20 protein-coding genes are annotated in these 25,112 nt (G+C 70.5%); 7 read left to right on the forward strand and 13 right to left on the reverse strand.

Going from position 1 to position 25,112, the window contains the following annotated elements; translation table 11 throughout:
• Positions 1-120: 120 nt before the first annotated feature.
• From OG246_RS38825 to OG246_RS38835, 3 genes are read right to left on the reverse strand one after another with little or no spacing between them, the layout of a single operon-like run.
• Complete coding sequence (locus OG246_RS38825; RefSeq protein WP_266473782.1) at positions 121-2,508, reverse strand: xanthine dehydrogenase family protein molybdopterin-binding subunit; 2,388 nt, start codon at positions 2,506-2,508, stop codon at positions 121-123.
• Positions 2,509-2,510: 2 nt separating this feature from the next.
• Positions 2,511-3,092, reverse strand: a complete 582-nt coding sequence (locus OG246_RS38830) for a (2Fe-2S)-binding protein (RefSeq protein ID WP_266473784.1) — start codon at positions 3,090-3,092, stop codon at positions 2,511-2,513.
• Positions 3,092-3,982, reverse strand: coding sequence for a xanthine dehydrogenase family protein subunit M (locus OG246_RS38835; RefSeq protein WP_266473786.1), 891 nt, complete (start codon positions 3,980-3,982; stop codon positions 3,092-3,094). Before OG246_RS38835 ends, OG246_RS38830 begins: the two co-directional genes overlap by 1 nt.
• 354 nt (positions 3,983-4,336) lie before the next feature.
• On the opposite strand from OG246_RS38835, the gene OG246_RS38840 reads away from it, so the two are divergent.
• Together OG246_RS38840 and OG246_RS38845 are read left to right on the forward strand one after the other, a co-directional pair.
• Positions 4,337-6,010 (forward strand): PucR family transcriptional regulator, encoded by a 1,674-nt coding sequence (locus OG246_RS38840; RefSeq protein WP_266473789.1) that lies wholly within the window; start codon positions 4,337-4,339, stop codon positions 6,008-6,010.
• A 135-nt stretch (positions 6,011-6,145) separates the two neighbouring features.
• Positions 6,146-6,919 carry a hypothetical protein gene (locus OG246_RS38845; protein WP_266473791.1) on the forward strand — a complete coding sequence of 258 codons (774 nt, stop codon included), beginning with the start codon at positions 6,146-6,148 and terminating at the stop codon, positions 6,917-6,919.
• Positions 6,920-7,051: 132 nt separating this feature from the next.
• Here OG246_RS38845 and OG246_RS38850 read toward each other — a convergent pair whose 3' ends face one another.
• Together OG246_RS38850 and OG246_RS38855 are read right to left on the reverse strand one after the other, a co-directional pair.
• Positions 7,052-7,300 carry a hypothetical protein gene (locus tag OG246_RS38850; RefSeq protein ID WP_266473793.1) on the reverse strand — a complete coding sequence of 83 codons (249 nt, stop codon included), beginning with the start codon at positions 7,298-7,300 and terminating at the stop codon, positions 7,052-7,054.
• A 151-nt stretch (positions 7,301-7,451) separates the two neighbouring features.
• Positions 7,452-8,282, reverse strand: coding sequence for a GntR family transcriptional regulator (locus OG246_RS38855; RefSeq protein WP_266473795.1), 831 nt, complete (start codon positions 8,280-8,282; stop codon positions 7,452-7,454).
• Positions 8,283-8,439: 157 nt separating this feature from the next.
• Here OG246_RS38855 and OG246_RS38860 point away from each other — a divergent pair, with 157 nt between their 5' ends.
• Together OG246_RS38860 and OG246_RS38865 are read left to right on the forward strand one after the other, a co-directional pair.
• The gene (locus OG246_RS38860; protein WP_266473797.1) at positions 8,440-9,318 is read left to right on the forward strand and encodes a (2Fe-2S)-binding protein; all 879 of its coding nucleotides are present in this window, start codon (positions 8,440-8,442) and stop codon (positions 9,316-9,318) included.
• Positions 9,319-9,655: 337 nt separating this feature from the next.
• Positions 9,656-10,714, forward strand: a complete 1,059-nt coding sequence (locus tag OG246_RS38865; protein WP_266473798.1) for a DUF2637 domain-containing protein — start codon at positions 9,656-9,658, stop codon at positions 10,712-10,714.
• Between the two features lie 86 nt (positions 10,715-10,800).
• Here OG246_RS38865 and OG246_RS38870 read toward each other — a convergent pair whose 3' ends face one another.
• The 3 genes from OG246_RS38870 to OG246_RS38880 all read right to left on the reverse strand — a co-directional run bounded on the left by OG246_RS38870 (position 10,801) and on the right by OG246_RS38880 (position 15,321).
• Positions 10,801-11,250 (reverse strand): ATP-binding protein, encoded by a 450-nt coding sequence (locus OG246_RS38870; protein WP_266473800.1) that lies wholly within the window; start codon positions 11,248-11,250, stop codon positions 10,801-10,803.
• 548 nt (positions 11,251-11,798) lie between these two features.
• A complete protein-coding gene (locus tag OG246_RS38875; RefSeq protein WP_266473801.1) occupies positions 11,799-13,541 on the reverse strand; it encodes a pyruvate dehydrogenase in 1,743 nt (580 codons plus the stop codon).
• A 64-nt stretch (positions 13,542-13,605) separates the two neighbouring features.
• Positions 13,606-15,321, reverse strand: a complete 1,716-nt coding sequence (locus OG246_RS38880; RefSeq protein WP_266473804.1) for a protein phosphatase 2C domain-containing protein — start codon at positions 15,319-15,321, stop codon at positions 13,606-13,608.
• A 507-nt stretch (positions 15,322-15,828) separates the two neighbouring features.
• Here OG246_RS38880 and OG246_RS38885 point away from each other — a divergent pair.
• Complete coding sequence (locus tag OG246_RS38885) at positions 15,829-16,809, forward strand: LuxR family transcriptional regulator (RefSeq protein WP_266473805.1); 981 nt, start codon at positions 15,829-15,831, stop codon at positions 16,807-16,809.
• Positions 16,810-16,845: 36 nt separating this feature from the next.
• Positions 16,846-17,328 carry a DUF456 domain-containing protein gene (locus OG246_RS38890; RefSeq protein WP_266473807.1) on the forward strand — a complete coding sequence of 161 codons (483 nt, stop codon included), beginning with the start codon at positions 16,846-16,848 and terminating at the stop codon, positions 17,326-17,328.
• A gap of 19 nt (positions 17,329-17,347) precedes the next feature.
• Here the strand turns inward: OG246_RS38890 and OG246_RS38895 are convergent, their stop codons facing one another.
• Positions 17,348-18,598, reverse strand: coding sequence for an SGNH/GDSL hydrolase family protein (locus tag OG246_RS38895; protein WP_266473808.1), 1,251 nt, complete (start codon positions 18,596-18,598; stop codon positions 17,348-17,350).
• Positions 18,599-18,748: 150 nt separating this feature from the next.
• Between OG246_RS38895 and OG246_RS38900 the strand changes: the two genes are divergently transcribed.
• Positions 18,749-19,117: a PPOX class F420-dependent oxidoreductase gene (locus OG246_RS38900; protein ID WP_266473809.1), complete on the forward strand. Its 369-nt coding sequence runs from the start codon at positions 18,749-18,751 to the stop codon at positions 19,115-19,117.
• Positions 19,118-19,316: 199 nt separating this feature from the next.
• Here OG246_RS38900 and rsgA read toward each other — a convergent pair whose 3' ends face one another.
• From rsgA to OG246_RS38920, 4 genes are all read right to left on the reverse strand, one after another.
• Positions 19,317-20,408, reverse strand: a complete 1,092-nt coding sequence (rsgA, locus tag OG246_RS38905; RefSeq protein WP_266473810.1) for a ribosome small subunit-dependent GTPase A — start codon at positions 20,406-20,408, stop codon at positions 19,317-19,319.
• 456 nt (positions 20,409-20,864) lie between these two features.
• A complete protein-coding gene (locus tag OG246_RS38910; RefSeq protein ID WP_266473811.1) occupies positions 20,865-22,325 on the reverse strand; it encodes a tannase/feruloyl esterase family alpha/beta hydrolase in 1,461 nt (486 codons plus the stop codon).
• Between the two features lie 98 nt (positions 22,326-22,423).
• Positions 22,424-23,071, reverse strand: coding sequence for an aldehyde dehydrogenase family protein (locus OG246_RS38915; protein WP_266473813.1), 648 nt, complete (start codon positions 23,069-23,071; stop codon positions 22,424-22,426).
• Positions 23,032-24,897: a PAS domain S-box protein gene (locus tag OG246_RS38920; RefSeq protein WP_266473815.1), complete on the reverse strand. Its 1,866-nt coding sequence runs from the start codon at positions 24,895-24,897 to the stop codon at positions 23,032-23,034. Before OG246_RS38920 ends, OG246_RS38915 begins: the two co-directional genes overlap by 40 nt.
• Between the last annotated feature and the right edge of the window lie 215 nt (positions 24,898-25,112).

A 25,112-nucleotide genomic window follows, 5' to 3' on the forward strand; every position in this document is an offset into this window, starting at 1 on the left:
GTGATGGTGCTGATGGTGCTGATGGTGCTGATGGTGCGTCAAGTCCCGCGAGCGGTGCGGTACTTGAGTACTCCGGGCGGCGCGGCGAAGTGTGACGTTCCCTGCGCCGCCCGGAGAGTCCTACGCGGTACCGGTGAGGTGTTCTGGCCGTACCGGCGTCCGGTTGAGCTCCAGACCCGTCGCGTTCCGGATCGCCGCGAGGACGGCCGGGGTGGACGACAGGGTCGGCGCCTCGCCGATGCCACGGAGCCCGTACGGGGCGTGGTCGTCGGCGAGTTCGAGCACATCGACCGGGATGGTCGGGGTGTCGAGGATGGTGGGAATCAGGTAGTCCGTGAAGGAGGGGTTGCGCACCTTCGCGGTGACCGGGTCGACGATGATCTCCTCCATGACCGCCACGCCCAGGCCCTGGGTGGTGCCACCCTGGATCTGGCCGATGACGGACAGAGGGTTGAGCGCCTTGCCGACGTCCTGGGCGCAGGCCAGTTCGATGACCTTGACCAGGCCGAGTTCGGTGTCGACCTCGACGACCGCGCGGTGCGCGGCGAAGGTGTACTGGACGTGGCCGAAGCCCTGACCGGTACGCAGGTCGAAGGCCTCCGTCGGACGGTGCCGCCACTCGGCCTCGATCTCGACGGCCTCGTCCTCCAGTACGTCCGCCAGGTCGGCGAGGACCTCGCCGCCGTCGGTGACGACCTTGCCGCCCTCCAGGAGGAGTTCGGCGGTGGCCCAGGCCGGGTGGTACGTACCGAACTTGCGGCGGCCGATCTCCAGGACCTTCTCGCGGACGAGCTCGCAGGAGTTCTTGACGGCGCCACCGGTGACGTACGTCTGGCGCGACGCGGACGTCGAACCGGCGCTGCCCACCTGGGTGTCGGCCGGGTGGATCGTCACCTGTGTGACGCCCAGTTCGGTGCGGGCGATCTGCGCGTGGACGGTGACACCGCCCTGGCCGACCTCCGCCATCGCCGTGTGCACGGTCGCGACGGGCTCCCCGCCGACGACCTCCATCCGCACACGAGCGGTCGAGTAGTCGTCGAAGCCCTCGGAGAAGCCGACGTTCTTGATGCCGACCGCGTAACCGACACCGCGTACGACGCCTTCGCCGTGCGTGGTGTTGGAGAGGCCGCCAGGCAACTGGCGTACGTCGGCGGCCTCGCCGGCCGCGAGCCACTGCTGCTCCGGCGGCATCGGCATCGCCTTGACGCGGCGCAGGAGTTCGGCGACCGGGGCCGGTGAGTCGACGGCCTGCCCGGTCGGCAGGAGCGTGCCCTGCTCCATCGCGTTGAGCTGGCGGAACGCGACCCGGTCCATGCCCACCTTGTCGGCGAGCTTGTCCATCTGGGCCTCGTACGCGAAGCACGCCTGCACGGCGCCGAAGCCGCGCATGGCGCCGCAGGGCGGGTTGTTGGTGTACAGCGCGATGGCCTCGATGTCGACGTTGTCGACGACGTACGGTCCCGCGCCCAGCGAGGAGGCGTTGCCGACGACCGCCGGGGAGGCGGAGGCGTACGCGCCGCCGTCGAGGACGATCCGTGCCTTCAGGTGCGTGAGCTTGCCGTCCTTCGTCGCCCCGTGCTCGTAGTAGAGCTTCGCGGGGTGGCGGTGGACGTGCCCGAAGAAGGACTCGAAGCGGTTGTAGACGATCTTGACGGGCTTGCCGGTGCGCAGCGCCAGCAAGCAGGCGTGGATCTGCATCGACAGGTCCTCGCGGCCGCCGAACGCGCCGCCGACGCCGGACAGCGTCATACGGACCTTGTCCTCGGGGAGGCCCAGGACCGGGGCGATCTGCTTGAGGTCGGAGTGCAGCCACTGGGTGGCGATGTAGAGCTCGACGCCGCCGTCCTCGGACGGCACGGCGAGACCGGACTCCGGGCCGAGGAAGGCCTGGTCCTGCATGCCGAAGGTGTACTCGCCCTTGACGATGAAGTCGGCCTTCTTGGCGGCCTCGTCGGCGTCGCCGCGGATGATCGGCTGTCGGTGCACGATGTTCGGGTGCGGGACATGGCCGATGTGGTGGTCGTCGCGGCCCTCGTGGATGAGGATCGCGTCCGGCGCGGTGGCCGACGCCTCGTCCGTGATGACCGGGAGATCGCGGTACTCGACCTTGATCTTGGCGGCGGCGCGGCGCGCGGTCTCCGGGTGGTCGGCGGCGACGATCGCGACCGGCTCGCCGTGGTGGCGGACCTTGCCGTGGGCGAGGACCGGGGTGTCCTGGATCTCCAGGCCGTAGTTCTTCACCGCGGTCGGCAGGTCGTCGTACGTCAGGACGGCGTAGACGCCCGGTGTCTTCAGCGCCTCGACCGTGTCGATCGACACGATCTCGGCGTGCGCGACCGGCGAGCGCAGGATCTGGCCCCAGAGCATGTCCTCGTGCCACATGTCGGACGAGTACGCGAACTCGCCGGTGACCTTGAGGGTGCCGTCCGGACGCAGCGTCGACTCGCCGATGCCGCCCTTGGTCTTGGAGCCCTGGGTGATGTTGGTGGGCGTACCTGTCGTTCCCATGGTCAGACCGCCTCAGACTGCCGTGCGGCCGCCAGCCGGACCGCGTCCATGATCTTCTCGTAGCCGGTGCAGCGGCACAGGTTGCCCGAGAGCGCCTCGCGGATGTCCGCGTCGGTCGGGGTCGGGTTGTGCTCCAGCATCTCGTCGGCCGCGACCAGCAGACCGGGGGTGCAGAAGCCGCACTGGACGGCGCCGGCGTCGATGAACGCCTGCTGGATCGGCGCGAGTTCGCCGCCCTCGCCGGTGTGCGAGTCCTGCGGCTTGGAATTCCACTGCTGGGCGTCCTGAAGCGACGTACCCGACGTACCGCAGGCGCCGGTCCCACAGGAGCGCTGCTTCGCGTACTCCGCGAGCCCCTCCACCGTGACGACCTCGCGCCCCTCGACCTGGCCGGCCGCGACGAGACACGAACAGACGGGTACGCCGTCGAGGCGGACCGTGCAGGAACCGCACTCGCCCTGCTCGCAGGCGTTCTTCGAGCCAGGCAGGCCCATCCGCTCCCTCAGCACGTACAGCAGGGACTCGCCCTCCCACACGTCGTCGGCTTCCTGCTGACGGCCGTTGACCGTGAAATTGACGCGCATTACGCGACTCCCTCCGTGCGGGCGGCGGTGCCGCGGTACGACTCCCAGGTCCAGGTGAGCGTCCGGCGGGCCATGATGCCCACCGCGTGGCGGCGGTAGCTCGCCGTGCCCCGGACGTCGTCGATCGGGTTGCAGGCGGCGGAGCAGAGGTCCGCGAACTGCTTGGCGACCGACGGAGTGATGATCCTGCCGTTGTCCCAGAAGCCGCCCTCTTCGAGCGCCGCGTTCAGGAACTCCTCGGCGGCCTTGGCGCGGACGGGCGTGGGCGCGGCGGAGCCGATGCCGGTGCGGACCGTGCGCGTGGACGGGTGCAGTGCCAGGCCGAAGGCGCAGACCGCGATGACCATGGCGTTGCGGGTGCCGACCTTGGAGTACTGCTGCGGGCCGTCCGCCTTCTTGATGTGTACGGCCCTGATGAGCTCGTCGGGAGCGAGCGCGTTGCGCTTCACGCCCGTGTAGAACTCGTCGATCGGGATCAGGCGCGTGCCGCGTACGGACTGGGCCTCGACCTCGGCGCCGGCCGCGAGGAGCGCGGGGTGGGCGTCGCCGGCCGGGGAGGCGGTGCCGAGGTTGCCGCCGACGCCGCCGCGGTTGCGGATCTGCGGGGAGGCCACCGTGTGGGAGGCGAGGGCAAGGCCGGGCAGTTCGCCGCGCAGGTGATCCATGATCTTGGTGTAGGACACGGAGGCGCCCAGGCGCACGCTCTCCTCGCCGACCTCCCAGTCGCTCAGCTCGCCGATGCGGTTCAGATCGAGGAGGTACTCGGGCCTGCGGTGGTCGAAGTTGATCTCGACCATCACATCGGTGCCACCCGCAATCGGCACAGCGGTGGGGTGCTCAGCCTTGGCGGCGAGCGCCTCCTCCCAACTGGCGGGGCGAAGGAAGTCCATGAGTGGCTCTCTTCATTCGTATCGTGGTGGTTCTGATCAAGCCAGATCGTGTGCGGCAGGCCCGGCTCGTTCATGAGTTGTTAACGCGGAGTGAGGCCAGTACACAGCGCCGTCCTCCACCGGGGTCAGTCACCGAAACCATGAAGGAGTTGGCTGGCCAGGGTGCGCATCTTGTAGATTCGTATGAACGGAGGTCATCAGTAACCTCTCTGTTTTTCCCTGGAAACAGTGAGCACAGCTCTCGAAAGCCCAGGACACAGGCTCAGGCGGGCGGAAACCCCGCTCGCGGGGTCCTCACCCCGGAGTCGTACAGATCCATCGTAGATTTCAAGACAAAGATCGGCGGCGACGAGAATGCGGCTGCGCGCACTGCTGGACACCGACGCGCTGGGCCTGCGGCTGCTCGGCGGCGAGGACGAGCTGGATCGCACCGTACGCGGTGTGATGACCACTGACCTCAAGGATCCCAGCCGCTATCTCTCGGGCGGTGAGCTGGTCCTCACCGGTCTCGCCTGGCGGCACGACGCCGCGGACTCCGAGCCCTTCGTACGCATCCTCGCGGGCGCCGGGGTCGCGGCCCTCGCCGCAGGTGAGGCGGAGCTCGGCGACGTGCCGGACGATCTGATCCAGGCCTGCGTCCGGCACCGGCTGCCGCTGTTCGGGGTGAACGAGTCGGTGGCCTTCGCGACGATCACCGAGCACGTCGTACGGCAGGTCTCGGGCGAGCGGGCCGGGGATCTGGCGGCCGTGGTGGACCGGCACCGGCGGATGATGACGTCAGGACCGGCGGGCGGCGGACCCGATGTCGTCCTGGACCTGCTCGGCTCCGACCTGGATCTGCGGGCCTGGGTGCTCTCGCCCACCGGCCGCCCCATCGCGGGCTCGAAGCTCGCGGGGGCCGCGCTGCCCGCGGACGTCTGCGCCAAGCTGGCCGCCGAGCATCTTGCGGCGGCGCGCACCGGGCGCCGGGGGCCGCACCGGGTGACGGTGGGCACGACGACGTACTCGCTCTTCCCGATCCCCTCCTCGGGCCGCTCCACGGGCGCGTCCCGGGATGTGCGCGAGACGGTGCTCTCCGACTGGCTGCTCGCGGTCGAGGCGGACGCCGGGGACTGGCCCGAGGAGCGGCTCGACCTGCTCCAGGGCGTCACCCAGCTGATCTCGGTCGAGCGGGAGCGGCGGGACGCGGCGCGCACCGTGCGGCGGCGGCTCGCGCAGGAGGTCCTGGAGCTGGTGCAGACGGGCGCGGCGCCCGCGGAGATCGCGGCGCGCCTGCGGGTCGCCGCTCCGGTGCTGCTGCCCGGGCTCGGCGCGGCCCCGCACTGGCAGGTGGTCGTGGCCCGCGTCGAGTGGGACGGCGGTGACATCGAGGGCGGCCCGGTCGCCCAGTCGCTCCTGGAGGAGATCCTCGTCAATCCGCTATCCGCGGGTCCTGAGCACTCCGACCGCATCGCCGTCGCCCACACCGGCGAGGAGGCGATCGCCCTGCTCGCGCTTCCCGCGGTGTCCTCGGAGCACGACGGCACGGAGACCGGGCTGCTCGCCGACACGCTGCTGGAGGCCGTACGGGACCCGCTGACGGCCGGTCTGAACGACGACGGGCGGCTCACGCTCGGCGTCAGCGCCGCCGTGCACTCGGCGGAGGGGCTGCGCGGCGCCCTGGAGGAGGCCCGGCACGCCCGCCGGGTCGCCGCCGCCCGCCCGGGGCGGGTGTGCGCGGCCGGGCACCAGGAGCTGGCGTCCCACGTGCTGCTGCTGCCCTTCGTGCCGGACGACGTGCGCCGGGCGTTCACGGCCCGGCTCCTGGATCCGCTGCGGGACTACGACAGACGCCATCGCGCGGAACTGATCCCCACCCTGGAGGCGTTCCTCGACTGCGACGGATCCTGGACCCGTTGCGCCGCCCGTCTCCACCTGCACGTCAACACGCTGCGCTACCGCGTGGGCCGAATCGAGCAGTTGACGAGTCGTGATCTTTCCCGCCTGGAGGACAAGCTGGACTTCTTCCTGGCACTGCGAATGAGCTGATTTGTGGCTGCCCGGATGCGCCGAGTGAGATCAATGACTTTGTGAAATCCTTCACCCACCCCCTTGGCCGGGCCCCGCGATCCGTGCTGAGATGCCAGCACTCAACAGCTCAATGGTGTGCTCGGGGAGGGCAACGTGGCGCATTCCGCCATGTCTGGTTCCGGAACGACTGCAGGGGACGATCCGCTCCAGACCGCGGTATGGCGGCTGCGCTCGCGCGCCTGCTGGGCCGACGCGGCGGCGCTGCTCGATCCGCGCACCGCGGGGGCGGCGCTGCAGAGAGCGTCGCTTCTTGTGGAGGGGTGTCTGTACACCGAGCAGGGCTGGGCCGAGGCGGAGGACGCGCTGCGGACGGCGGAGGCGGTGGCCCAGAGCGACGACGAGCGGGGCGCGGCGGCGTGTGAGCGCGGGCAGCTCGCGTACGCGGCCACGCTGCTCGGCGTGCGGGACCGCGCGGACGAGGCGCGGGCCGCGCTCAGCCGGGCCGCCGCGTTGATCACGCCCGGGGCGCCGGGGCGGGCGCTCCTGGACTTCCGGCGCGGTCTGGTCGCCCAGAACCTCGCGCATTCGCCGGAGTCCGCGCGCGCCGCCTACCGGCGCGCCCACGCGGGCGCCACGGCGAACGGCGACCTCCTGCTGCTTTCCTTCACCTGGCGTCATCTCGCCGGACTCGCCCTCCAGGAGGGCGAGTTGGCGGAGGCCCGGCACGGCTTCGCAGAATCCCTGCGGATCCGCGAGGAGTTGGGCTTCCTCGTCGGCACCGTCCCGGCGCTCGCCTCTCTCGCGGACGCCGAGACCGAGCCGGAGGCGTCCCGGCTACGGGCCGAGGCGGGACGGCTGTTCCGGCTTCTGGGCGGCGTACCGACGTGGCTGGCACAGCAGTTGGACCCACCGGCGGCGACGGCCTAGCTGCCGCCAAGCAGGGCGGATGAAGTCCGCTGCGGTTTGCCGGCGCCCTGAAGGGGCGCGGGGAACTGCGCGACCAGCCACGGCGGTGCCGCAGACGGTCGACGGCACATCCCGCCACTTCCAGCGGAGCGCTCAGCTGTTCTGGACGTCCGCCCACAACTCCTGGGCGAACGTCCAGGCCTCGGCGCGCAGTTCGGGGTTCTGGGCAAAGAGGACGACGACGCCCACGAGGAGGGCCAGCTTCAGCAGGTCGCTGAGACCCGAGCCCGAACCCCTGCGGGCCCGTCGGCGGCGCTGGGCGTCCATCTGGTCGTTCATCTCACGGAATCGGCGTGACTGGTCGAACTGCTGCTGCGCCTGCCAGCCTGGATCGGGACCCATCGTCGGTCGCCCCCGGGAGTAGGAGTGGTCGTGCCTGCACGGGGGAGCACGCGACCGGCCGGGCGCCGGGTTGCCCCTGTACGGGACTCGTTGCGCGGAGCCCACGCGTCCGTGACACGGGCGCCACCAGGGGTTCGCTCACCGAGGGCGGCTACGCGCCCGCGAAGTGCTCCCGTACCAGCGACTGCACGACCGGCAGGTCCTGGGCGGCCAGCGCCTCCAGGAGGGCGGTGTGTTCGGCGGCGTCGGCGACGAGGTCGGCGCGGCCGCGGGTGGCGGGGCCGCCGACCAGGGGCCACTGGGCGCGGCGGTGCAGGTCGTCGGCGATCCGCACCAGCTGGCTGTTGCCGGCGAGGGCGAGGACGGCGCGGTGGAAGGCGCGGTCGGACTCGGCGTAGGTCGCCCGGCAGCCGAGGGACGCGGCCCGTACCGTCGCGTCGGCGAGCGGGCGCAGCTCGGCCCAGCGCGCGGCGGGCACCGTACGGGCCAGCCGCAGCATCACCGGGACCTCGATCAGGGCGCGGATCTCGGCGAGTTCGGCCAGCTCACGCGTGCCGCGCTCGACGACCCGGAACCCGCGGTTGGGTACGACCTCGACGGCACCTTCGAGCGCGAGCTGCTGCATCGCCTCCCGTACGGGCGTCGCCGACACCCCGAAACGCTCACCGAGGACGGGCGCCGAGTAGACCTCCCCCGGCGCCAGCTCACCCGCCACGAGCGCGGCGCGCAGGGCGTCGAGGATCTGCCCGCGTACGGAGGCTCGCTGTACAACGGGACGCGCGCTCTCGGCGCGGGGGCGCGGGATGGGCGCCTCGCTGTGCGTGTGCTCACCGCGGACCCCGGCACCTCCCGGGGCGGCATGCCTCTCCCGGTCCACGTCCGCGGCCTGCGGCTGCGCGGGCACCCGAACGGCCTCCGTACGGATGTCCGGGGTTCCCGCCCCTGCGGAGCCGTGCGCGCTGCGCGGACCGGCCTGCTCCACGGGAACCTCCTCCGGGCTTGTTGGTACTTGGGGGTCAATGCGGCGGTTGTTACTCGTCCGTCAAGCACCATAGGCCCAGTCGCTGTCAGTTCAAACATCGATCGCTCAGGGTAAGGTAAGGCTAACCTTTCAACGATCGTGAAGCGATGGTCACCGTATGCACGCTCCCGCCCCGACCGCAGGCGCCCCGGCCCGTGCCGAGGCACGTCCGGCCCGTTCGGCGGTCGCGGACGCGTACGCCCGGCTGACCGAGGTCTTCCCCGGACTGAGCGTCACGGAACTCGGACAGGACGAAGCGGCCCCTCGGGACGACGGCTGGGTCGGCGCCGCCGGGCTCGCGGCGGGCGGGGCCGACCTCGACGCGTTCCTGGCGTGGGACGACGCCCAGGTGATCCGGGACTACGGGCAACGGGCGCGCCCCGACGTGGTGGCCAGCTTCGGGCTGCACCGCTACGCCTGGCCCGCCTGCCTGCTGATCACCGTGCCGTGGTTCCTGGAGCGCCGGGTGCCCCGCCTCCCTGTGGAGCAGGTCACATTCCAGCGCGCCCTCGGCCGCATGGCGGTGCGGACCGGAGAGTTCGCCTGCCTGCCGGACGACCCCGCGGCCGGCCTGCCCGGCGCCCGCGTCGTGCCGGACGAGGAGGCCCTGCGGGCCGAGGTGCGGTCCGCCGTGGCCGAGCACCTGGAACCGGTCCTCGGCGGTTTCGGCCCGCGCATGCGACGGCGCGGCCGGGCCCTGTGGGGCATGGCGACGGACGAGATCGTCGAGGGCCTCTGGTACGTCGCCCACCTCCTCGGCGAGGAGCGGCGCGCGATGAGCGAGCTGGAGCTGCTGCTGCCGGGGGCGACCCGGCCGTACGCGGGTTCCGCCGCGTTCCGTGAACTGACAGGACCGAACGGGGAGTCCCTGCCCACCCGCGACCGGGTGAGCTGCTGCCTCTTCTACACACTGCGCCCCGAGGACACCTGCGCCACCTGCCCGCGTACCTGCGATGCCGACCGCGTCGCCAAGTTGACGGCCGCCGCCGCAAGTTGAGGCACCCCGGGGCAGACCGTTCGAGGCACCCCGGGTCGGACCGCCCCCGCACATGCCCTAAGATCAACTCCCGCTGGACCGCCCACGGAGGCGTCCGCGGATTACAGGCGCTTCACAATTTCCTCACTTGTCGCAGGAACTTTCCGTTGAACCACCCGTACGGGTAGTGTTAATCGCACTCAACTCCCGTCCCTCGCGCGGCAGTTCGAGCAGAATGTCGCCTTGCGCATCCCCTTGCACTCCCTTGGCGGCCTCTTGCCCCGAAAACCCCTGAGGGCCGATGGGATTGGGCCACTATGACGGGCGTTACGCCCTATCCCAATGCAAGGGACCCCAGATGAGACTGACCGACATATCGCTGAACTGGCTGCTTCCGGGCGCCGTTTTGCTCCTGGGCCTGCTGGCGGCGGTGGCGGTGCTCGCGCGCGGCAAGCGGTCCGGGGAGAAAGCGGCGGGCACGGAAGACTCGTGGGAGCGCAGCGAGGAGCGCCGCAGGCGCAAGGAAGCCCTCTACGGCACCGCCTCCTACATGCTGCTCTTCATCTGCGCCGCGGTCGCGGCCGCGCTCTCCTTCAAGGGACTGGTCGGCTTCGGCGAGGAGAACCTCGGCCTCTCCGGCGGCTGGGAGTACCTGGTCCCGTTCGGCCTGGACGGCGCGGCCATGTTCTGCTCCGTGCTCGCGGTGCGCGAGGCCAGCCACGGTGACGCGGCGCTCGGCTCCCGGATACTGGTGTGGACGTTCGCCGGTGCCGCCGCCTGGTTCAACTGGATGCACGCGCCCCGGGGCCTCACCCACGAGGGCGCCCCGCAGTTCTTCGCCGGCATGTCCCTGTCGGCCGCTGTGCTGTTCGACCGCGCGCTGAAGCAGACCCGTCGTGCCGCGCTCCGTGAGCAGGGCCTGGTCCCGCGTCCGCTGCCGCAGATCCGGATCGTCCGCTGGCTGCGCGCGCCCCGTGAGACGTACAGCGCCTGGTCGTTGATGCTGCTCGAGAACGTCCGCACCCTCGACGAGGCCGTGGACGAAGTGCGCGAGGACAAGCGCCAGAAGGAGCAGACGCGGCTGCGCCGCCGCAACGAGGAGCGCGTCGAGCGTGCGCACCTCAAGGCGCTCAGCCGTGGCCACAAGGCTCTGCCCCCCGGCCCCGGTGGTGGCGGCGGTGGCGGACGGGAACTCGAGTCGGCGACCGTGGAGCGAACCTCCGCCCAGGCCTCCGCGGAGCCTGCGATATCGGCCCCGGAGCAGCTGCCCGTCCGCTCGCGGCCCTCCCTTCAGCCCGTCCGCAAGAGCGCTGAGCCGTTCACCGTCGACCTCACGGCGGAGGACGACACGATGGCCCTGCCGCGACTCGACTCCCTGGAGCGCAAGCTCAAGGATCTCGAGCAGCAGTTCGGCTAGGACGTTCGGCCGGGGTCACCGGCCAGAACCACCGGCCGGAACCTTCGGCCAGGACTGAGAACACTGGGACGGCGGCGCGGTTTGCTCTACACCGCGCCGCCGTCCAGTTCGAACCACACCGCCTTGCCCACGCCATGCGTCCGCACACCCCACGCGTCCGCGAGGGACTGGACGAGAACGAGCCCTCTGCCATGCGTACCGTCGTCGGCGTTCGGTACCCGCAGCATGGGCCTGCGTCCCACGAAGTCCCTTACCTCCACGCGGAGTCCACGGGGCCCGACGGTGGCCGTCAGGACCGCGTCGTGATCGGTGTGGATGAGTGCGTTGGTGACCAGCTCGCTGGTCAGCAGCTCGGCTATCTCCGACCTACCCGGCCTCCCCCAGTGCCGTAAGAGTTCCCTCAGCGCCTTCCGGACCTCGGGCACCGCCCGCAGATCCGCCCTGCCCAGCCTGCGCCTCAACTGCGCACTGCCCGGCTCCATCGCGCTGTCGGCCGCTTCCTCCACCGTTTCCCCGGAGGAGGCCCCGATGGCCATCGGACCACCTCCTCGTGCCTGCCTCTTCATGACCCCCGCCTGCGCGCCGATGTCGGTTCCTTCCCGCTCGAACACGTTCACGGGGATCCATGCCCGCTCCACCACGCGACAGTCATGTCGAATCGTCAACGACCGTTCGTACGGGGCCGAATGCCCGGCGCCCCTGCCGGGAAGGACACTCTGGTGGAGGCGGTACGTCTGCAGTTCGGGCCACCGCTCGACCCTGTGCACCCACACACCTGCGAGCCGACATCCGTGGGGACGCACCGGCCGATGACGATCGGCCCAACTACCGATCCACCACTGCCGATCCAGCCGTATTCAGCCCGGGCCGGAGGTTTTTCGCCTCCTCCGCCCCTACCCGTCCCGTACCTGGGGGCTGCCGCCCCCAGACCCCCGCTGTCGGCCTGAACGGCCTCGTCCTCAAACGCCGGACGGGCTGAACCGGGCGTAGCCCGGAAGCAAGGGACGGGTAGAAGAGGAGGGGGCGAAAAGCCTCCAAGCCCCCCCGCCCCCTGGCCCCCAGGGCCGACTGAGCGCCGACGCGTCTAAGGACGCGGCACGTTCCGTAGGTTGGAGCGGGCCATCTGAACCATCCGCCCCACTCCCCCGTCCAGCACGATCTTCGAGGCCGACAGCGCGAACCCGGTAACCATCTCCGCGCTGATCTTCGGCGGAATGGACAGGGCGTTGGGATCGGTGACGATGTCGACAAGGGCGGGACCCTTGTGCTTGAAGGCGTCCTTGAGCGCACCGGCAAGCTGCCTGGGCTTCTCGACCCGAACACCGTAGGCACCGCAAGCGCGAGCCACAGCCGCGAAGTCGGGGTTCTTGTTCGTGGTCCCGTACGAGGGAAGCCCCGCCACCAGCATCTCCAACTCGACCATACCCAGGGAGGAGTTGTTGAAGAGAACGACCTTCACCGGCAGGTCGTACTGGACGAGGGTGAGGAAGTCGCCCATCAGCATGGAGAATCCGCCGTCGCCCGACATCGAGACGACCTGCCGCTCCCGGTCGGTGAACTGGGCGCCGATGGCCATCGGCAGCGCGTTCGCCATCGAGCCGTGCGAGAACGAACCGATCACGCGGCGCCGGCCGTTGGGCGAGATGTAGCGAGCCGCCCACACATTGCACATCCCGGTGTCGACGGTGAACACCGCGTCCTCGTCGGCGAGTTCGTCGACGAGAGAGGCGACGTACTCGGGGTGGATCGGAACGTGCTTCTCCACCTTCCTCGTGTACGCCTTGATGACTCCTTCGAGCGCGTCCGCGTGCTTCTTCAGCATCCTGTCGAGGAAACGCCGGTTCTCCTTGGTCCGCACCCGCGGGGTGAGACAGCGCAGGGTCTCCTTCACATCGCCCCACACGGCCAGTTCGAGCTTGGAGCGGCGGCCCAGGCGCTCGGGGCGGACGTCGACCTGGGCGATCTTGACGTTGTCGGGGAGGAAGGCGTTGTACGGGAAGTCGGTGCCGAGCAGGATGAGGAGATCGCACTCATGAGTTGCCTCATAGGCGGCGCCATAGCCGAGGAGGCCGCTCATGCCGACGTCGTACGGGTTGTCGTACTGGATCCATTCCTTGCCCCGCAGCGCGTGCCCGACCGGGGACTTGATCTTCTCCGCGAACTCCATGACCTCGGCGTGTGCGCCCGCCGTGCCGCTGCCGCAGAAGAGGGTGACCTTGTCGGCCTCGTCGATCATCGCGACGAGCTTGTCGATCTCGGCGTCACCGGGGCGGACGCTGGGCCGGGAGGTGACGAGGGCGGTCTCCAGGGCCTTGTCGGGGGCGGGCTCGGAGGCGATGTCGCCGGGGAGTGAGACGACGCTGACGCCGGACTGGCCCACCGCGTGCTGGATGGCGGTCTGGAGCAGCCTCGGCATCTGCTTCGGGTTGGAGATCATCTCGTTGTAGTGGCTGCACTCGTTGAACAGCCGTTCGGGGTGGGTCTCCTGGAAGTAGCCGAGGCCGATCTCGCTGGAGGGGATGTGGGAGGCGAGGGCGAGCACCGGGGCCATGGAGCGGTGGGCGTCGTACAGGCCGTTGATCAGGTGCAGGTTCCCTGGGCCGCAGGAACCGGCGCAGGCGGCGAGCCTGCCGGTGACCTGGGCCTCGGCGCCCGCGGCGAACGCGGCGGTCTCCTCGTGCCGGACGTGGATCCAGTCGATGGCGGAGTTGCGCCGGATCGCGTCGACGACCAGGTTGAGGCTGTCGCCGACGACTCCGTACATCCGCTTCACCCCCGCACGGGCGAGGATGTCGACAAACTGTTCGGCGACGTTCTGCTTGGCCATGACTTCACGTGCCCTTCGGTATCCGGAGATCCCTCTGGGTTCCATGAATTCACAAGGCCAACCGTTACGCCTCCCAAACGGCCGCCGCTGTCCGATCGTCGGCGTATCCCTTGACCCGCACCTGGGTGTCCGCGAGGAACGCGGCGAGACCGGGCGGTTCCCCCTCCGACCACCGCGCCGTCAGATGCTCCGCGAGCTCGGGTTCGCCGCGCAGCGGCTCCGCGAGGCCGCCGGTGCACAGCAGGAGGGTGTCCCCCGGGCGGGCGACGGAGGCGCGGAAACGGAACGGGGCGCGGGGCGGTTCGGCGATCGCCTCGTACGGGCTCGGGGGTGTGGTGATCCCCAGGTCCATGGTGAGCCGGTCGCCCTCCGGGGTCTCGTGCGGCAGCGACCCGAAGCCGACCACGGCCTCCCCGGCGGCGTCGGCGACCCGCGGCTCAATGTCCTGCCACTCGCCGTCCCGCAACCGGAACAGGCCCCCGGCCCCGACGCCGAAGAACACGCGCGTACGGCACTCGGGATCGGCGGGCAGCAGCAGGCACCGCAGGCTGGCGGTGTACTCCTCGGGTTCGATGCCCTGCTCGGCCGCGCTCGCCCGCAGTTTGCCGAGGCTGCGGTCGGTGAGCCGGTGCAGCCCCGACTTCAGGTCCCCGCGCCGGGCGGCCCGGATGTCCTCGGCCAGCCGCACATGGCTGCGCCCCACGGCCCGCCCGATCCACTGGCAGGCCTCGGCCGCGGCCAGGTGCGCGCCGGGCGTGGCACGGGCCCCGGTCGCCATCGCGACGAGCACGAGCGCCTGCTCGCCCGTCCCGAACCGGGCGGTGAGCAGCGAATCCCGGCGTGGTTCGCCCCGGTAGCGCGCGGAGTCCCCGCGCACGGAGACGGCGCGCAGCGTGCTGGTCCCGTAGCGCGCGCCGTCCAGCACCGTGTCGGCGACCAGGTCGTCGAGCTCGTCCGGGTCGGCGGGCGGGAGGGCGGTGGGTTCGGCGTCGTAGGTGGGCGGGCCCGAGCCGACGTAGTCGACGGTGGGGGGCTGGTACGGGACGGAGAGCGTGGGTGTGCGGCTCTGGAGGGCGGGCGGTGGCGGGGCGTCCTGGGGCACGGGAGCCTGCGAGGCGGGCGCGTGCGAGACAGGAGCGGCCGCGGCGGGGGACTCCGTGGACGTACGACTCGGGGGCTGCTGCGGGCGGAAACCCGGCGGGGTCGGCCCCGGCGGGAAGATGGCGGGAACGGACGGGTCGGCGGGCGGACCTGTGGGCGGCGGGGCGGGTGGGGCCTCCCAGGGGGCGGGGCTCTGCCCGAGACCTGGGTCGGGACTCTGCCCGAGACCAGGGCTGGGGCTCTGCCCGAGACCAGGGCTGGGGCTCTGCCCGAGACCAGGGCTGGGGCTCTGCCCGAGACCAGGGCTGGGGCTCTGCCTGGGGGTGTCGCCGCGCTCCCAGCGGGCGGGACGCTGCTCCGGTACGGCCGGGGGCCGGTCCGGTACGGCCGGAGGCCCGTCCGGATGAGGCGGGGCATCGAACCCGGGCGTCCGCTCCGGATGAGGCGGGGCGTCGAGCTCGGGCCTCCGCTCCGGATGAGGAGGGACGTCGGCTTCCGGCTTCCGCTCCGGTCGTGGAACGGGCGCGGGCTCAACGCCCACCGTCCCCACGGCCGACGCGAACCGGTCGTCGAGGGAATCGGCCACGGCCGCGGGCCCCGTGTCCTCGGTGGAGTCGTCGTACAACTGCCCCCACCAGTCGTCCTCATGACCGGTGGGCTTCTCCCCCTGCTGGCTCATGCCCCTAATTGTCCACCGCGGGAGCCGGATGAAAACGGGGCATCCGGAAAAACCGGCCAAGGGACTGGCCCTCGAACGGCGTGTCGGATGAATCGTCGAACGGCGATGCGAAGCGGACGCCCTGCGAAAGGCCGTTGCGGCGAAACCGCCGGGCGGTCCCACCCCCCACGGGAGAACCGCCCGGCGGCGCCGGAGTGACCGGGACCTAGTACACGTCATAGGTCCGGGTCACAGTCTCTGTGACCGAATTGTCGTCGCTGTCGGTCAGTTCGGCCCCGAGTGTGACCTGACTTCCTGAAGCTCCGCTGTGATTCACAGCCGCGCTCGGCCCGCTCGCGATGACCAAGCAGGGCATTACGGACGGTGTGTGAAGCCGCGGTGGCGTGAGCTTGTCAGATGGGCGGGTGGTGCGGTGATGATGTGCGAGGCGGGTTTACGCCGTGGCTGTTTTCCGCCACTGCTGTCGCCGACCTGCAGAAACCGATCCTTGGGGAGGGGCATCGCCGCATGCTGGGAGCGATAGGTCTGGACGAGACGCACGAGTCGGCGTACCGGGCGCTGGTGTCCGTGGGCGCCGCCGACGTGCCCGATCTCGCGCGGCGGCTCACGCTCGGCGAGTACGACACGGAGCGCGCCCTGCGCCGCCTTGAACGGCACGGACTCGCGGCCCAGTCCTCGGCGCGCCCGGGGCGCTGGGTCGCCGCACCGCCCGGTGTGGCCCTCGGCGCGCTGCTCACCCAGCAGCGGCACGAGCTGGAGAAGGCGGAGCTGGCGGCCGCGCTGCTCGCCGAGGAGTACCGCGGGCAGGCCGCCGAGCCCGCCGTCCACGACCTGGTCGAGGTGGTGATCGGCTCGGCGGCGGTCTCGCAGCGGTTCCTGCAGCTCCAGCTCGGCGCGGCCGAGGAGGTGTGCGCGCTGGTCACCGACAACCCGCTCGCCGTCTCCGGGATGGACAACGACGCGGAGGAACAGGCCGTGGACCGGGGCGTCCGCTACCGCGTGGTCATCGAGCGGGCGGTCCTCGACATGCCCAACGGGATCACCGAGCTGTCCGCCGCCCTCGGCCGGGACGAGCAGGTGCGGGTCGTGGACAAGGTGCCGACCAAGCTGGTGATCGCCGACCGGACACTCGCGATGGTGCCGCTCAGCTCTCGCACCGCGGAACCCGCCGCACTGGTCGTCCACGAGAGCGGACTGCTCGAGCTGCTCTCCGGGCTGTTCGAGTCGGTGTGGCGGGACGCGCTGCCACTGCGGCTCAGCGGCGGGGCCGTCGCGGAGCAGGAGGCGGACGGCCCGGACGGCACCGATCTGGAGATCCTTTCGCTGCTCCTTGCCGGGCTGACCGACGCGAGCGTCGCCAAGCAGCTCGATCTGGGGCTGCGGACCGTGCAGCGCCGGGTGAAGCGGCTGATGGAACTGACGGGCGTGACGACCCGGCTCCAGCTGGGCTGGCACGCGTACGCAAAGGCCTGGGTGGCCCGGGACTGACCTGCGGTTTCCCGCCCGCTCAGTCAGGCTGGGCAGATGGGAGCGTGGGAACTCCTGCTGGTCGGCGTGGTGATACTGCTCGGCCTGGCCGGAGTACTGGTGGCCGGCGTACCGGGGTCGTGGCTCGTATGGGCCGCGGTCCTGTGGTGGGCACTGGAGGACACCCGGGCGCTCGCCTGGGCCGTGCTCGTGGGCGCGACCGGGGTCCTGCTGCTGTCCCAGGCTGTCCGGTGGATGCTGCCGCCCAGACGCCTGCGGGAGAGCGGAGCAACCCCTCGAATGGCGGTATACGCCGGGGCCGGGGCCCTGCTCGGTTTCTTTCTGGTGCCGGTGGCCGGCGCGATACCCGGTTTCCTCTGCGGGATCTACCTCTCCGAGCGGCTGCGCCTCGGCGGGCACGCGCGGGCCGTGGCGTCGTTGCGGACGGCGATGCGCGCGGGCGGGTGGAGTGTGCTGACGGAGCTGTTCGCGTGCCTGCTGATCATGGGGGCGTGGCTGGGGGCGGTGATCTGGGGTTGATGGCGCCTGAACCTTCTGATCAAGGAGTCCACGCTGTCAGCTTCGCCAGGTCGATCCTGTCGGCCATCGCCTTCATGCCGGCGTCGTTGAAGTGGAGATGGTCACCGGGGTCGTAGGCCGGGAGGATGCGGCTCGGGCGGGCCGGGTCGCGGACGACGGCGTCGAAGTCCACGACCGCGTCGAAGAGGCCGCGCGTGCGGATCACGGCGTTGACCTTCTGGCGTACGGCCTCACGGGCCGGGGTGTAGGCGCCGTGGCCGCCGTACGGGGTGAGCGTCGCCCCGATGACGCGGATCCCTCGGGCGTGTGCGCGGCTCACGATGCGGCGGTACGCGTCCTCGAAGGCGGCGGTTCTCGTCTGCTCCGGGCTGCCCTTGAGGTCGTTGATGCCTTCCATCACGATCACCACGCGCACGCCGGTGCGGGACAGGACGTCGGCGTCGAGGCGGGCCAGTGCGCTGGGCCCGCGGCCCTCCAGGAGGAGGCGGTTTCCGGAGATACCCGCGTTGAGGACGCCGAGCCGGCGGTTCGACGGGAGGGCCTTGAGGCGGTCGGCGAGCCGGTCGGGCCAGCGGTGGTCGGCGCTGAAGGACGAACCGGTGCCGTCGGTGATGGAGTCGCCGAGCGCGACCACGCTGCCCGCGGCGGAGGTGCCGAGTACGTCGACACCGGTCACGTAGTACCAGTTGCCGATGGCGGTGGTGTACGCGGTGCCGCTCTCCTCGGCGGTCCGATTGCCCTTGGGAGCAACGAAGTTGGCCTGGATGGCGGAGCGGTGGTAGGTCGCCGGGCCCGAGTCGGCGGGGGTGTGCACCGAGACCAGGAGGTTGGCGTCGGCGGGGATCGGGAGGTACACGGGGTCGGTCACCAGGTCCTTGCCCACCGGGATCGTCACCGTCCTGGCGCCCCCGAACGTGGCGGTGCGCATCGAACCCGCGACGGCCTTCGGGCTTCTCGGCGCGCCCGGCTCCTGCAACGCGAGGGTGACGGCGCCGAGTTGGAGGGGCCGCGTACCGAGCCGGTTGGAGATCCGGACGCGGGCTGCGGTGCCGCCGACGCTGGTGTGCACGACGTTGCGGATCGAGGCGCCGGGCAGTGCGGGGGTGGTGCCGGAGGCGGCGCCTTCCCAGGTTCCGGTCCAGGTGGGGCTCGGGGCGATGGCGAAGGGGCCGAGTGCGGGTGCCGCGTCGGCTCTCGCGGACGGTGGGGCGAGAACCAGGGTTGTCACCAGGACCGCGAGGACGTGCCGGACCTTGATCGCGCGGGTCATGCGCCCAACGATTCCCGAGTCGTCGGTCCCACCAACGCACTCTCGCCCCATTGCACGCCATTGGGCGCACGGCCGTACACGCGTACTACGTCCCCGGCCCTAGGGCCAGGATCCGATGCGGACCGGGGTACCCGCGTGTTTGGGTGCCCCATGACCGAATTCAGCGAGGCCGAGCGTGCGTATCTCAAATCGCAGCGGCTGGGGCGGCTGGCCACCGTCGATGCCCACGGGCAGCCGCAGGCGAATCCCGTCGGCTTCTTCCCGCAGGACGACGGGACGATTCTGATCGGCGGCTATGCGATGGGGTCCACCAAGAAGTGGCGGAACCTTCAGAAGAACCCGAAGGTCGCGCTCGTCGTCGACGACATCGTCAGCCTCCACCCCTGGAGGGTGAGAGGCGTCGACATCCGGGGCGATGCCGAACTCCTCACCGGGCCACATGAGTTGGGACCACATTTCAGTGAGGAGCTGATCCGTGTGCATCCTCGGCGGATTCATAGTTGGGGGCTGGAGGGCTGAGGGGAGGGTGGGGGCGGGTGGGGTGGTTTTTCGCCCCCTCCGCCCCTACCCGTCCCATCCTTCCGGGCTACGCCCGGTTTCAGCCCGTCCGGCGTTTGAGGACGAGCGCGTCAGCGCGATGCGGGGGTCTGGGGGCGGCAGCCCCCAGGAACGGGACGGGTAGGGGCGGAGGGGGCGAAAAACCCTGCACCCCTGCCGGCTACCGGCGACCCCTCTTCGCCTCCATCGCCGCCCGGCCCTCCGCCCCCTTCCGCTTCCAGTCCTTGCGGATCTCGGCGCGCAGGCGGGCGTCCGTCTTCGCGACGATGCGCTGGTTCTCGCGGAGGAGTTTGCGGTAGCTGTCGAGGCGGCGTTCGGGGAGGGTGCCGGAGTCGAGCGCGGCCAGGACGGCGCAGCCGGGTTCGGCCACGTGGGCGCAGTCCTGGAAGCGGCACTGCTTGGCGAGTTCCTCGATCTCGGCGAAGACCTGGCCGACGCCGGTTTCGGCGTCCCAGAGGCCTACGCCGCGCAGGCCTGGCGTGTCGATGAGGACGCCGCCTCCGGGGAGGGCGAGGAGGTTGCGGGTCGTCGTGGTGTGGCGGCCCTTGCCGTCCACGTCACGCGCGGCCTGTACGTCCATGACGTCCTCGCCGAGCAGGGCGTTGGCGAGGGTCGACTTGCCCGCGCCGGACTGTCCGAGGAGCACGGTCGTACCGCCGGAGAGGACGGCCTCCAGTACATCGAGGCCCTCCCCGGAGCTGGCGCTCACCGCCAGCACCGGCACCCCCGGCGCAGTCTTCTCCACGTCCTCCACGAGGTACCCGAGCGTCGCCGGGTCCGGCACGAGGTCGGCCTTGGTGAGGACGACGACCGGCTGCGCGCCGGACTCCCAGGCGAGCGCCAGGAAGCGTTCGACGCGGCCGAGTTCGAGTTCCACGGCAAGCGACACGGCGACGACCACGTAGTCGACGTTGGCCGCGAGGATCTGGCCCTCGGAGCGCTTGGAGGAGGTGGAGCGTACGAAGGCCGTACGGCGGGGGAGATAGCTGCGTACGTAGTGGGGGTTGCCCGCGGGTTCGACGGCGACCCAGTCACCGGTGCACACGACCCGCAGCGGATCGTTCGGCGTCACGAACGCGGTGTCCGCGCGCATGACCCCGTCGGCGGTGACCACGTCGCACTGCCCGCGGTCGACCCGGATCACCCGCCCGGCCAGCAGCCCCTCGGCGTCGTACGGGGCGAACTCGTCCGCCCATGCGTCGTCCCAGCCGTAGGACGTCAGAGGGTGGAGAGGGAGAGAAAAGGAAGTCAAGGGAAACCCTTCACAAGGGCGGCCCCGGCACGCGCGCTCAGGCGCGAAGGTTGAGGAAGGTCAGCCGGCGGCCACAGAGGTGGACTTGATGAACTTCTGGATGCGGGCAGCGCCCATCTCAAAGACAGCCATCAGTCACACCTCCCAAGCAATGCCTAGTCGCCCACGGCAACTCCCGGTCGCCGCTCGAACAGCACCGACCCTAGAGGCACACGGGCCCGCGACGCCAGCGAATTACGACGCGCCCAACAGCGACTTGCACGGGGTCCCGCGGCTGCGCTGCAAAGCGGCAGGGGACGCTGCCCGGGGCGCGGTACGCCGTCCTCCAAGGCCTGTTCGGTGACTTGACCCAGAGTTCATCGTCGCCGGCATCGGCGCGGGGCCGGGCGGACGTGAGTGAGAGGCCGGGTCAGCTCTTCCCGGGCCGCGTGACCCACTGGCCGTCGACCCAGCCGCTCACCGTCTCGTAGCCGGAGCGGAACGAGCCGAGGTAGTCCACCCGGAGGTTCTGCTCCGCGGTGGACAGGCGGGCCGTGTAGCCGCCGGTCGTGTTTCCGCGATGTACGGGTACGGGTAGACGGGCCGGGCTGCCGTGACGTTGCCACCCGAGTCGATGTCCTGACTGAACAGGCTGTCCGGAGCCTGGTCCTCGGTCACCCAGCCGATGATCGCGGACAGTGCGTCGATGCTGTCCGGGCCCTGACCGCCGCCGCAGTGCGCCACGCCCGGGAGCAGGAACAGCCGGGCGAAGTCCTGGGTGGCTGCCGCGCCGCCCATCTTCTTCTGCGCCGCCTGGTAGTAGGCCATGGAGGCGACGGAGGAGATGTTCGGGTCGGCCAGGCCGTGCCAGATGATCAGCTTGCCGCCGGCTGCCTTGAAGGCGGACAGGTCCGGGTCGGTGGCGTCCATCATCCCTTCGTTGAGCTTCATCAGTTTCCGGTAGTTGGCCGAGGCGAACTCGACGTCCTTCCAGGAGAGTTCGGGGTGGGCCTGAGGGTAGAGCAGGTAGCGGACGCGTTCGTTGACGTTGGTCTGGTTCGAGGTCGAGCCGGTCGCGGTGGTCGGGACGGTGGCACCGGCCCAGTTGAGCTCGCTGCCGCGCAACTGCCAGCCCGGGTAGAGGAGTTCGCCGTGCTCGTCGCGCGGGCCCGAGTACATCTTGCGCACGGTGGTGACCTGGGCGGAGGTCAGGCAGAAGTCGGCGGCGGTGGAGGTCTGTCCGCTCGCGCACGCGATGCTGCCCGGATCCCAGGCGCAGGCGAGCGGGTCCTCGATGATCCCGTCGTCGGTGGCGCCGCAGCCCGCGAGCACGACGGCGTGCAGCGGCTTGAGGTCCGTCGTGGTCAGAGTGGCCGTACCGTCCGCGCCCGCGAAGACCGCGTGGGCGTTCCAGGCGTGCTGGAAGGTGTGCGCGGTCCAGTTGTTGGCGGGGGCGCCCGCGACGATTCCGTCGAAGTCGGTCGGGTAGCGCTGAGCCTCGGTGAGGGCCTCGTGGCCGCCCTGCGAGCAGCCGTCGTAGTAGGAGTGCGTGGCTGCCTGGCCGTAGAAGCGCTTGATGATGTCCTTGGCCACGACGGCGAGTTGGTGCTCGGACTTGTAGCCGAAGTCGGCCTTCAGGGTCGGGTCGGTGGCGAAGATTCCGGAGCTCGTGCTGGTGCCGTAGTGGCCCTGGTCGTCGGTGGCCACGGCGAGGGCGCCGTCGGTGAGCGGGACGCAGCCGGTGGCGGCCGGGGCGCTGCCCGAGGTGACGACACCGCAGTTGCCGCCGCAGCCGGTCTGGAGGTAGCTCCCCTGCCAGGTCGTCATGGGCAGGCGCAGGTCGAACTGGATCTGCGGGGCGATGAGCCACGTGGTTCTCCTGATCCGGTGGGGGACGGCATGGCCGTGCGGACAGGTCGGGGGAGTTGAACCGGGCATGAGCATGTCCAATCCCGGTCGCGAGAACATGAGACATGTCAACGATCCTGTCAACAAAGAGAGTTGGCGGGATTCATGTGAGATTCACAGGCGAACACTCACGGACGACGCCCACGACCGTTCGCGGGGGCGGGGTGGACGATGAGCGGCAGCGCGTGGTCGAGGCCGGCGTCGTGCCAGAGCAGGGTCGGGGAGTTGGAGCCGAGTTCCAGCTGCGGGCGGGCGGGACAGCTGACGGCCCGGATGTGCCGGCCGACCGCGGTCGGCCCGGTGAAGGTGATGGAGCGGACGTCGGGGTGCCGTACGAGCTGGTCACCGACCGTTTCGCCCGGGCCGGGCAGCAACTGCACCAGCCACTCGGGCAGTTCGGGCAGTTCGGGCAGTTCGGCGTCCAGGAGTGCCCCTGCGAGGGCGATCGAGGACAGGGGGTCTGCTCGGCGGATTTGAGTATCACTGCGTTGTGGGTTACTGCCTTCCGGGTCCTGCTCACCAGCTTCGCCGTCGGGCTGGTGGCGGGTGGTTTGACGGCGCTCAGCGGAGCACCCGGAGTGGGTTCGGTGCTCGCGGGGCCGGCTGCTGCCGGATCGGCTGTCCCCGTGCTGCGCTCGCTCATCGGGCCACCCGGCGGCGCATGTCGTTGAAAGGCGATGGCGTGCCGAAGGGGCTACTTCGGAGAGCCACCGGCATTGCCCGGCGTGTTCACTTCTCAACGTTGAGCCGAGTCGGGCAGGGGAAGAGAGAACCACACGGCTTTGCCTTCCTCGGCGAGCAAGGTGCCCCAGGTTGAGGCCAGTTGGTCGAGCAGGGCAAGTCCGCGGCCTGACTCGTCATCGGGGCCCGCCGTCCTGGCGCGGGGCAGAACCGGGCTGCCGTCGCAGACTTCGATGTGGAGTTCGTCCCGGGTGCGGCGCAGTCGCAGCCGCAGGGGGTCGCAAGCATGGCGTACCGCGTTGGACAGCAGCTCGGAGGCCAGCAGACAGGCCGTGTCGGTGAGGTCCTCACAGTTCCAGTCCTGCAGGGTGCGGCGCAGGAAGCGGCGGCCTTCCCCCACACTGACCGGTTGCGCCGGCAGGAGCGCGGACGCCGCGGTCACCGGAGCAGACGGGATGCGGGCGAGCAACAGGGTCACGTCGTCGGTGTAGTCGTGGGGGGCGGGCAGCAGGGCAGTGAGCACGGCGTCGGCGGCCCGCTCCAGGCACGGCGTATCGGCAACGGCCTTTTCCAGAGCGATGGCCAGGGCGTCGATCTGCAACTCGATGTCGCTGGTGGGGGTTTCCACCAGGCCGTCGGTGTACAGGGCCAGCACCGAGGCCGGCGGCACGGTCAGCCGGGTCTCCTGGTGTGGTACGTCGCCGACGCCCAGCGGCACGCTGACCGGAACCGGGAGCCTGCGGACCTGCCCGGTGGGATCCACCACCAGCACCGGCAAATGACCGGCCGAGCACACGGTCAGGGCGCTCTCGTCGGGGTCCAGGACCAGATAGCAGCAGGTGACGAGTTGGTCGGGCAGTTCGCTGACGACCGCGTCGAGGGCCCGCATCAGCTGCCAGGGCGGCATGCCGGTCTTGGCCAGGGCATGAGAGGCCGAGCGCAACTGGCCCATGACTGCAGCGGCCTCCAGGCCACGGCCCATGACGTCGCCGATCAGCACCCCCATCCGGCCGCCGCCGAGGGCGATCAGGTCGAACCAGTCCCCGCCCACGCCGGGTCCCTGCCGGGCGGGGAAGTAGCGACTGGAGGTGTCCATGCCGGGCAGGGGGGCAGGTGAGCCCATCAGGCTGCGTTGGAGGGTCAGGGCGACATGCCGCTGCTGTTCGTAGAGTTCGGCGAGCTGGGCCTCGGCCTTCTTGCGTTCGCTGACGTCACGGATGGCTGCGGAGACCAGCGTGCCGTCCGGGGTTTCCAGGGGGCTGAGGCTGATCTCGACCGGGAACTCGACCCCGTCCCGGCGCAGCCCGTAAAGCTCCAGCCCGGCGCCCATGGGACGCACACGTCGGTTGTCGACATAGCCGTGCCTGTGGGCGGGGTGGTGATGGTGGAACCGCTGGGGGACCAGGATCTCCACCTGTTGTCCCAGGAGTTCTTCCCGCCGGTAGCCGAACAGGGCCTCGGTCTGTGCGTTGACCAGCTGAATGATGCCGGTGTCATCCACGATGACAATGGCGTCGGGGGCGGCTTCCAGCAGGGCGCGGAAGCGCGCTTCGGCGGCCTTGCGTTCGCTGACGTCACGCACGGCGGCGGAAATCAACAGTCCATCGGGGGTCTGCAGCGGGCTGATGCTGATCTCGACCGGGAACTCGGCGCCGTCCCGGCGCAGCCCGTAAAGCTCCAGGTTGGCGCCCATCGGACGGACCTGCTGGTTGGCGGAGTATCCCAGTCGGTGGCTCGGGTGCTGGGCGCGGAAGCGCTCCGGAACCAAAATCTCGATGGGTTGACCGAGCAGTTCGTTCCTTGGATGGCCGAACAAGGCTTCGGTCTGGGCATTGACCAGGCGGATGACTCCGGTGTCGTCCACGATGACCATGGCGTCCGGAGCCGCCTCCAGAAGCGCGCGAAACGGTTCCTCGGCCACGGGAGTGATGCGGGCTAGTGGCTTGCGCTCACCTGGTTCCATGGCGCATCTCAGCATCAAAGAGACCGAGTTCGTGCACCTTTTCGCCAAGTGACCATTCGTGACATTTCTCGGCGGAAAAGAAGACTCGGGTTCCGGTTTCCGGAACAGAACCGCATCCGACGGCAGCCGACGCCGCGAAGAACTTCGACGGCTCCACCCTCTTCGGCGAGTCC

Source organism: Streptomyces sp. NBC_00620 (assembly GCF_026341825.1).
Classification (GTDB): Bacteria; Actinomycetota; Actinomycetes; order Streptomycetales; family Streptomycetaceae; genus Streptomyces.

Excerpts from the sequence above, each read along its gene's own strand:
- OG246_RS38825 (WP_266473782.1), bottom strand. The coding sequence starts at position 2,508 with ATGGGAACGACAGGTACGCCCACCAACATCACCCAGGGCTCCAAGACC.
- OG246_RS38830 (WP_266473784.1), bottom strand. The coding sequence starts at position 3,092 with ATGCGCGTCAATTTCACGGTCAACGGCCGTCAGCAGGAAGCCGACGAC.
- OG246_RS38835 (WP_266473786.1), bottom strand. The coding sequence starts at position 3,982 with ATGGACTTCCTTCGCCCCGCCAGTTGGGAGGAGGCGCTCGCCGCCAAG.
- OG246_RS38840 (WP_266473789.1), top strand. The coding sequence starts at position 4,337 with ATGCGGCTGCGCGCACTGCTGGACACCGACGCGCTGGGCCTGCGGCTG.
- OG246_RS38850 (WP_266473793.1), bottom strand. The coding sequence starts at position 7,300 with ATGGGTCCCGATCCAGGCTGGCAGGCGCAGCAGCAGTTCGACCAGTCA.
- OG246_RS38860 (WP_266473797.1), top strand. The coding sequence starts at position 8,440 with ATGCACGCTCCCGCCCCGACCGCAGGCGCCCCGGCCCGTGCCGAGGCA.
- OG246_RS38865 (WP_266473798.1), top strand. The coding sequence starts at position 9,656 with ATGAGACTGACCGACATATCGCTGAACTGGCTGCTTCCGGGCGCCGTT.
- OG246_RS38870 (WP_266473800.1), bottom strand. The coding sequence starts at position 11,250 with ATGGCCATCGGGGCCTCCTCCGGGGAAACGGTGGAGGAAGCGGCCGAC.
- OG246_RS38875 (WP_266473801.1), bottom strand. The coding sequence starts at position 13,541 with ATGGCCAAGCAGAACGTCGCCGAACAGTTTGTCGACATCCTCGCCCGT.
- OG246_RS38880 (WP_266473804.1), bottom strand. The coding sequence starts at position 15,321 with ATGAGCCAGCAGGGGGAGAAGCCCACCGGTCATGAGGACGACTGGTGG.
- OG246_RS38885 (WP_266473805.1), top strand. The coding sequence starts at position 15,829 with ATGCTGGGAGCGATAGGTCTGGACGAGACGCACGAGTCGGCGTACCGG.
- OG246_RS38890 (WP_266473807.1), top strand. The coding sequence starts at position 16,846 with ATGGGAGCGTGGGAACTCCTGCTGGTCGGCGTGGTGATACTGCTCGGC.
- OG246_RS38895 (WP_266473808.1), bottom strand. The coding sequence starts at position 18,598 with ATGACCCGCGCGATCAAGGTCCGGCACGTCCTCGCGGTCCTGGTGACA.
- OG246_RS38900 (WP_266473809.1), top strand. The coding sequence starts at position 18,749 with ATGACCGAATTCAGCGAGGCCGAGCGTGCGTATCTCAAATCGCAGCGG.
- OG246_RS38910 (WP_266473811.1), bottom strand. The coding sequence starts at position 22,325 with ATGCCCGGTTCAACTCCCCCGACCTGTCCGCACGGCCATGCCGTCCCC.